The organism is Lishizhenia sp. (genome assembly GCF_057456495.1).
The window spans coordinates 1-7,449 of the sequence record NZ_JBVCPV010000152.1 but is presented as its reverse complement, the minus strand read 5'-3'; the positions used below and the strand labels follow the sequence as shown (position 1 = coordinate 7,449).

The window sequence follows — 7,449 nt, the reverse complement described above, 5'->3', positions numbered from 1 at the left end:
TGCATAGCCTTAAAAATAACTATAATTTTAAAGGGATAGAAAGAAATGGTGATGTTTTATCGTTGGTAGACAAACGATTACAGGAGGAGGCGATGATAGGTGCTTACCAACTTATTCATATCTCCATTCCATCTTTAGACACCAAAAAAGGGTGAGAGATAACCGAAAATTAAGTAAAGATCTATCTCTTTAGCGTTCGTTTTAAGTGTAGTTTTCGATTTGTCGTTCTTCACGAATTTCACCGATATGGTAATAGGACACAATTTCTTTAATGAGACCATCCTTTACATAATACCATTCACTCACCTCCAAGGAAAAACCTTCTCCTTGTTTTGCGATATAACGCACGCAGGCTTTGTTTTTCACATAGATAGAGTCTTGGATTTCAAACGTTTGATTACAGAATTTTTCTTCATTCTCCTTCACCAAGTCAAGATATGCTTGTTTTCCCTGAATAGATCCAAATGGACTGGTGTGTTTAAAGTTTTCGGATATGGGTAAGTTCAAATAATCACCTTTTTCCCATTTGTCGAACCATCCTTGTACTAACTGTTCTATGTTCATTTTATCGTTTAATTGAGTTGCGCATAATGGCAATAGCCAAGTAAAGCATTTTCATTGAAAATTTTGTACAGTTAATTTTTGTTCTTTATTTCTGGTAATATCCCCAAGGTTGAGGGCTGATTATCATGAATCGTTGGGTTCAATGTGAATTAATACATGTCCCAAATTTGGTATTTCTTTTCTCAAATGGTCTTTTAATTGATGTGAAATGTGGTGCCCATCCTTCACCGAAATTTTACCGTCAACGATTGCGTGTAAATCCACGTGGTATTTCATTCCAGCTTTTCGAATAAAGCATTTTTCAGTTCCAACTATACCTTCTACTTTTTTTGATTCTTTCCGAATTTCATCCAATAAGTCATCGTACAGATGTTCATCCATAATTTCACCCAATGCAGGTCTGAAAATTAAATAACTATTGTACAAAATAAGGGTCGAAGCGATTAATGCAGCCCAATCATCGGCGGTTTCATATCCTTCTCCAAAAATTAATGCAATAGAAATTCCAACAAACGCCATTATCGAAGTTATCGCATCACTTCTATGGTGCCAGGCGTCCGCCTTAAGCGACGAACTATTGGTTTCTTTACTTTTTTTGAGCACCCATCTGAAAGACACTTCTTTCCATATGATTATAGCACCGAGTACGAGTAATGTCCACGGTTTAGGAACTTTATGGGGCGTTCGTATATTTTGTATGCTCTCATAGGCAATAATGGTTGCCGAGGTGACAAGAAAAGCGACAACTAAAAAGGTGATAAGTGGTTCTATTTTTCCATGACCGTAGGGGTGATTTTCATCCGCCGGTCGTTTTGCATATTTTAAACCGAAAAGAACGAGTAACTAGGAAAAGATGTCTGTGGTTGATTCTATGGCGTCGGCAATGAGGGCGTAGGAGTTACCAAAGAACCCCGCAAGTCCTTTAATTAAAGCCAAACCGATGTTTCCAATTATGCTAAAATAAGTAGTTCGAATTGCTGTTTGTTCGTTATTCATTCAATGATTTAAAATTATAGCTAGACTATCTTTTCAGCCTGTTTTACGCATTGTTAAAATGATTTTCATTTTAACGAATATTCCATAAAGCAGAATTAAATAAGTACCGATGGACAAAATCCATTTCAAACTTGTAATGATAGAGCCGAATGATATTATTTCATCATTTAATATACCAGCGGTGAGGTACTCTTTTATAATCAATGACTCGAAAATATTTTCTGTCCAGTCTGTAAGCATATGTAAAATTGGGACTAACAATAAAATTGTTTTGGGTTTAAAGAAATAAATGATCCAGAACGAGTACATCAAAGTATATATGATGGGGAAAATACCATCCCAGATTCTTAAAAAACTTAAGTAACAGGTTAGCTGTTCATTTGACCTTTTTTCCAAGAAACCGAAGACGTCCGTAGTAGTATAATCAAAAGATAATCCCAATGAATTAATACCTTCTTCTGTTTTAAAACATTGGCTGAAGTGACCTAAAACAAACTGTGCATAGATAGTCATCAGGATCGTTGTACATACAGCTAAAATTAGATATTGTTTTTTTGTTAGTCTCATTTCTGGCTTTGTAAACACTTTTAATTCAAATATTCCTTCAATACCTTCCACAGTCTTTCACCAACCTTCATATCATAGGAGTAGGAAGAAGTTGGTGTTACAGCGCAATTCGCATAGCATTCACCTGACGTCAATAGTTTTGGGTCTTGGTCAATAAGGAAAATATGGGTTTTTGCCCCTTTGTGTTTAGGTTTTCCAAACAACTTAAAAATGCTTCTTGAAAACCATCCGGCGCTACGTCCTAGCTGCGTGTTTACCATTCCAGGATGTACACAGTAGAAAGAAATCCCCTTGAATTCATCTTGTTGCGAAAACCATCTAGTTAACATGAGAACAGCAAGTTTAGATTGTCGATAGCATTTATAACCAGAGAAATTTGTTCTAAATTCTAGATCCTCAAAATTGATTGTACCCTGATGCAATCCAGACGTTGTGAATAAAACTTTAGACTGATTGTTTTTAGGAACAAGGTGTATCAATTTTTCGAAAATCATGAGATGTGATAGGACATTTACTTGTAAGGTTTCTTCAATATTATCCTCTGTTTCTTTGAATTGAAAATTCCAAAGCCCGGCATTTAAAATAAGTATATCAATGGATGCGGCAATTGAACCCACCTCTTCGCAAGCTTTAAGTGTAGAAGACTTTGAAGCTAAATCACAAAGTATGGGGTGTACATTCACGTTCGGATTCAATTTTCGCAGGTGGTTTTTCGTGTTTGTTAATTTTTCTTGAGAACGCCCCAGCATATATAAGGAATATCCCTGTTGCGCCAAATGTTCAGCTATTGCAGAGCCAATCCCTGATGTGGCACCCGTTATGAGAGCTGTTTTTGAGTTTTGCATTCTTTCTTATGCTTTTAGCAATGGGGAGTTGCGGGTTTGAGAACTCAATTTAGTGAATAAAACCCAAATTGAAAATTCCCTAATGTTTGCAGAAGTAGGAGGGAAGGAGCAATTATTTATGGCTGTTGTTGTAGAGTGTTCGTTTTCATTTATCCAAATACAATCCATCCTGAAGCAATAATAATGATTGCCAGTGTGAGAACACAGCCTTTTCCTGATTGTTTAGGTTGAACACTTGGATTAGGTTGAATCGTCTTTGTTAAATCAAATTCGGTCGAGTTTATCTTATATTCATCAAATTCTAATTCTAGATTATTGAGAGCCTTGTATGCTTCACCAACCGCAAATCCCAATTTGTATGAAGTCGTTTCTCCTTGAAAAGTTGCATGCACGTTATCTCCCTCCTCATCTATATCTGAGACGTATAGCATGACTCTTTGATTTGTTTGGTTCTGAGGCAATCCATCCACACGATCAACTGTCCAAAATCCTCTGACTTGGGCTTTATAGTCTTTGACTTCAGGGTAATGTAGATAGTTCACAAAGTATTTGAACCTTTCAAAATCGGGTCGAAAAGAGAAATTAATGATGAAGGAGTTTTGATTTTTGTTCGATTCGAATATTTCAATTCCCTTCGAGAATTCAACATCAGCATAAAGGTTGGACATGGCTTGAACTGCTTCAATTACCTTTTCTCTGGCAATTCCTTCGATGTATATGTATTCTTTCGTATTCATTTTCTATGCTCTATGGTATGTATATTGTTTCGTAGAATCCTACAGGGTGCAATACGCTATATACCTTGTTATGTTCTTTTTTCTTTTCTATCGTTTTTCCTAGCGTATATCCACGCCCCAAATCCTAAAACTGCATATAAAATAATAATTGCAATCATCTGCTCCCATTTGTTTGTGAATTCGTAATACAAAATGAGTATTCCGCTAATTCCTAAACCTAAAATTGATGATACCGTCAGAAACCCAGAAGAATTAGTTTTATTTCGGAGTTTATAGTTGGCCACTGCCATTAATAGAGACACTAACAGAAATGTGATACTCCCAAATTCAAGTATTAATTCAAGACCGCCAATTAAAATTAGAATACTTGCCATTGCTGCCATCCCTATAATTGCATTTTGCGGACTATTATTTTTTCTAATTGCTAACCAGCTTGGAAAATAACCATCTTTCGCAACTACAGCCATTTGTCTTGATGAGCCAAAAACAGTTCCACTAATTGCACTACTTGTTGCTAGAATGGCACCAAGAATAACAAGGTTTGTTCCGAGTTTTCCCAGTACATTTCCAGCACCTGCTGCAAGTGCATATTCTTTATTTTTTATAATTTCTTCTGTTGGAATGGCGAATAATGCTCCTAGAGAAATTACCACATATATAAGTATTGCTAAACTTATTGCGGCATATATGGCTCTTGGAATATTCTTTTCAGGATTTGTCATCTCAGAAATTGCATTGATTACCAACTGAAATCCTTCATAGGCAACAAATGTAACTGAAGCAACTATAAGAATTGAAAAAACACTTGAATTTTCAGCATCTATAGTCATATTTTCCATAAATGTTCCAAAGTCAGTTTTACCATGTTGCATTAATACAAACGAAATAATTGTAAGCACAATAAGTTTTGTATACACCATGAAATCTTCAATTTTTCCCATGCCATTAACACTCCATATATTGATAAGAGTGAATATTCCAATAACTCCAATAGCGATGATTTTTCGAATCCAAACATTGTCTGCAAAATCAGTACTACTGATAGCATAAGAAGAAAAAGTATAAGCGTATAGAGCAAGTGTACTTATATAACCAAAAATGATAAACCAACCAATTGCAGATGCTGAAAAATGGGAGTTTGGGTAGGTTCTTTTGTAGAAAGAATATGTTGCGCCTTCATCTCGATAATACAATCCTAATTTTACGTAGGAGTAGGCAGCAAGGGATGCTATCAACCCACCAATGATTATGGCAATAGGTGTTAAGTTGCCAATCATTGAAACGGAAATTCCAAGGATGGTAAAAATTCCACCACCCACCATTCCTCCTAAAGCAATGGCAATGAGTTCTGCTAATCCTAAATTTTTATTTCTTTTTCTGTGCTGTGTCATTGATTTTCCTCTTAGATATTTTTATTGAGTACAACGGTTTGACTATACCTCGTGTCTAGAAGGGCAATACGTTTAGGTTAGTTTTGCTTAGTTCTTTTTGTATTTACTTTTTTTGTAATTCTTTATCATTTTTCCAAAATCCTTGTCTTTCATGCGTTTTTCAGCAACCGTTGATTCAAAGTGCTCTTTTTCGCGTTCCATTTTCAAGAAGTTTTCGTAGGATGACTTGTCTAATTCGCCATTTTCAACAGCTTTTAATACTGCACAGCCTACTTCGGTGGTATGGGTACAATCTTTAAATTTACAGCCTTTGGACAATTCAATTATTGTCCCGAATGTAATTTCTAATCCATCCTTAGAATCTGTAATTCCAACTTCTCTCATTCCTGGATTGTCTATTAGAATCCCACCCTTTTCGAGCACTAATAATTCACGGTGAGTTGTAACATGTCTTCCTTTGTTCGTACTTGTACTAATCGCATTGGTTTTCATCATTTGTTTACCTGATAAGTTATTCAATAAGGTAGATTTTCCAACTCCTGATGATCCTAACAAACAATAGGTTTTACCTTTTTGAATACTCTCCGTGAGTTTTTCAATTCCCTTTTGAGACGCATTACTAATAGGGGTTATTGGGACTTCTTTTATCCTTTCTTGAACTTTACTTACCAACTCTGATAATTTGTTATTACTGATCAAATCAATCTTAGTGAGAATGATAATAGGTTTTACGTTCGAAGTATTACAAATGGTCAAATATCTTTCAATTCTGTTAATGTTAAAATCCCTGTCAACAGCTTGAACAATGAAGGCATAATCAATATTTGTGGCTATGATTTGTTTTTCTCCTTGTTTCCCCACGGCTTGTCTTTCAATAATCGTTTTTCTTGGGTAGACAGAATGAATCAGTACTTTGTTTTCGTCATATTCTGAGATAGCAACCCAGTCACCAACTGCGGGAAAATCAGACCTATCATGTGCAGTGAATCGCAAGTTTCCGATTATTTCCCCCTCATATTCTTGTTCAGGGGTTTTCACAACGTATCTTTCCTTGTGTTCTGAGATAACTCGTCCCACTCCAAAAGCATCCAGATTTTGGTCTTTTCTGTAGTTTTCTAATTCTAAATTATATCCTAAATCCTCAAGGGTCATTTTATCTTCTTTTGTATTGAGTACTATGGATGGATATATGAAACGTTTAGCATTTCAAAGCAACTTCCTATAAAACCATTACAACATATATTAAATGTACTACATTTAAATTTAGCACTTTCTGCCAAATGTTTTGACAATCATGTTGTGGGTTCGTTTTTTATTTTCCAATTAACACATTGTACTCTTTTGGGAGTTCAACACCTGTTAAGCCATTTGTCAATCCATAAAAAATTACCAATGTTAATAACACGCCTATGATCAGAATTACTTTTGATTGTTGTCTTATTGATAATCCCAAAATCTCCTTTTTCATTTTCTGATAATGAATCGCAGAAACGTGCCCAAAGAACGAAATGATTGCAAGTCCGTAATACGGTATAAAGAATAGATTAAAGGGGAATGTATTCAGACCAGCAACTCCAAAATAGAAATTTGTATCAAGATGTAAAATATATCGTCCTACGAACACTGCTCCAACATGAATCATTAGGAAAAAAGCCAAGTATAATCCTGTCCATATTTGTAATCTCACGTAGTTGTTATAGACGGATTTATCTTTTGAAAAAATCAGTTTTATACCTGAAATGATTTGAAGAATCACTGCAATTAAAAGTATTGTTTCTACAAATACATTTCTATAAACAGGCCTTATATGATTCATCAATTCTATGTGAATTTCGGCTCCAAAAACACTGGCGAAATGATTGATTAAATGTAGTCCTATAAACAGTGTTATCGTCAATCCAGAAAAGTAATGTAGATGTTTCATTTTTTTCTGACAAATTTCGATAAAGCACATGGTAGTTCATTTGATCTATGTCAAATTCGGTTTCTTTGGGTTTCTAATTCTACTCAGGGTTTCAAGAGTGATACCCAAATAGGAAGCAATATGCGTAAGCGGTATTTTATTTGTGATATTAGGGTGAATTGCTAAAATGTTTTCATATTTCTGTTCTGCCGTTTGAAATTGGATAGATGCTAATCGTTTTTGTTGATTCAACATTGTCTTAGTGACTATAACTCTTATTAAATGCTCAAAGTCATGGTGTTTAGCAGATAACTTGTCAAGTTGCTCTCTAGTGAATTCTATGAGTACTGAATCCTCAAGTAGTTCTATAAAGTGAGGACTAGGTTGATTCGTAAAGAAGCTAACTATTGAACTAATAAAATCATTTTCAAATGCAAACCAATCGG

The 7,449-nt window shown here is 35.0% G+C and carries 8 protein-coding genes and 1 pseudogene; all 9 read right to left on the bottom strand.

Translation table 11 applies throughout. The features are described 5' to 3' along the window. Window positions 1–201: 201 nt before the first annotated feature. Window positions 202–564 (bottom strand): nuclear transport factor 2 family protein, encoded by a 363-nt coding sequence (locus tag AC22ZQ_RS10840; protein WP_318958806.1) that lies wholly within the window; start codon window positions 562–564, stop codon window positions 202–204. A gap of 123 nt (window positions 565–687) precedes the next feature. Further along, window positions 688–1,560: pseudogene (locus AC22ZQ_RS10835) on the bottom strand (cation diffusion facilitator family transporter). Window positions 1,561–1,593: 33 nt separating this feature from the next. After that, window positions 1,594–2,127 (bottom strand): hypothetical protein, encoded by a 534-nt coding sequence (locus AC22ZQ_RS10830; RefSeq protein ID WP_318958805.1) that lies wholly within the window; start codon window positions 2,125–2,127, stop codon window positions 1,594–1,596. Between the two features lie 20 nt (window positions 2,128–2,147). Next, window positions 2,148–2,972: an SDR family NAD(P)-dependent oxidoreductase gene (locus AC22ZQ_RS10825; RefSeq protein ID WP_318958804.1), complete on the bottom strand. Its 825-nt coding sequence runs from the start codon at window positions 2,970–2,972 to the stop codon at window positions 2,148–2,150. A 149-nt stretch (window positions 2,973–3,121) separates the two neighbouring features. Next, window positions 3,122–3,709, bottom strand: a complete 588-nt coding sequence (locus AC22ZQ_RS10820) for a hypothetical protein (RefSeq protein ID WP_318958803.1) — start codon at window positions 3,707–3,709, stop codon at window positions 3,122–3,124. A gap of 68 nt (window positions 3,710–3,777) precedes the next feature. Next, a complete protein-coding gene (locus AC22ZQ_RS10815) occupies window positions 3,778–5,100 on the bottom strand; it encodes an APC family permease (protein ID WP_318958802.1) in 1,323 nt (440 codons plus the stop codon). A gap of 87 nt (window positions 5,101–5,187) precedes the next feature. After that, entirely contained in the window at window positions 5,188–6,252 is a 1,065-nt protein-coding gene (rsgA, locus tag AC22ZQ_RS10810) for a ribosome small subunit-dependent GTPase A (protein ID WP_318958801.1), read from the bottom strand. 160 nt (window positions 6,253–6,412) lie between these two features. Further along, complete coding sequence (locus tag AC22ZQ_RS10805; RefSeq protein ID WP_318958800.1) at window positions 6,413–7,024, bottom strand: hypothetical protein; 612 nt, start codon at window positions 7,022–7,024, stop codon at window positions 6,413–6,415. Between the two features lie 45 nt (window positions 7,025–7,069). After that, window positions 7,070–7,449 (bottom strand): Crp/Fnr family transcriptional regulator (locus AC22ZQ_RS10800; RefSeq protein WP_318958799.1); only part of this gene is annotated, 380 nt, incomplete at its 5' end.

What these genes read in the sequence shown, in the direction of transcription:
- AC22ZQ_RS10840 (WP_318958806.1), bottom strand. Translation starts at nt 564, where the DNA reads ATGAACATAGAACAGTTAGTACAAGGATGGTTCGACAAATGGGAAAAA.
- AC22ZQ_RS10830 (WP_318958805.1), bottom strand. Translation starts at nt 2,127, where the DNA reads ATGAGACTAACAAAAAAACAATATCTAATTTTAGCTGTATGTACAACG.
- AC22ZQ_RS10825 (WP_318958804.1), bottom strand. Translation starts at nt 2,972, where the DNA reads ATGCAAAACTCAAAAACAGCTCTCATAACGGGTGCCACATCAGGGATT.
- AC22ZQ_RS10820 (WP_318958803.1), bottom strand. Translation starts at nt 3,709, where the DNA reads ATGAATACGAAAGAATACATATACATCGAAGGAATTGCCAGAGAAAAG.
- AC22ZQ_RS10815 (WP_318958802.1), bottom strand. Translation starts at nt 5,100, where the DNA reads ATGACACAGCACAGAAAAAGAAATAAAAATTTAGGATTAGCAGAACTC.
- rsgA (WP_318958801.1), bottom strand. Translation starts at nt 6,252, where the DNA reads ATGACCCTTGAGGATTTAGGATATAATTTAGAATTAGAAAACTACAGA.
- AC22ZQ_RS10805 (WP_318958800.1), bottom strand. Translation starts at nt 7,024, where the DNA reads ATGAAACATCTACATTACTTTTCTGGATTGACGATAACACTGTTTATA.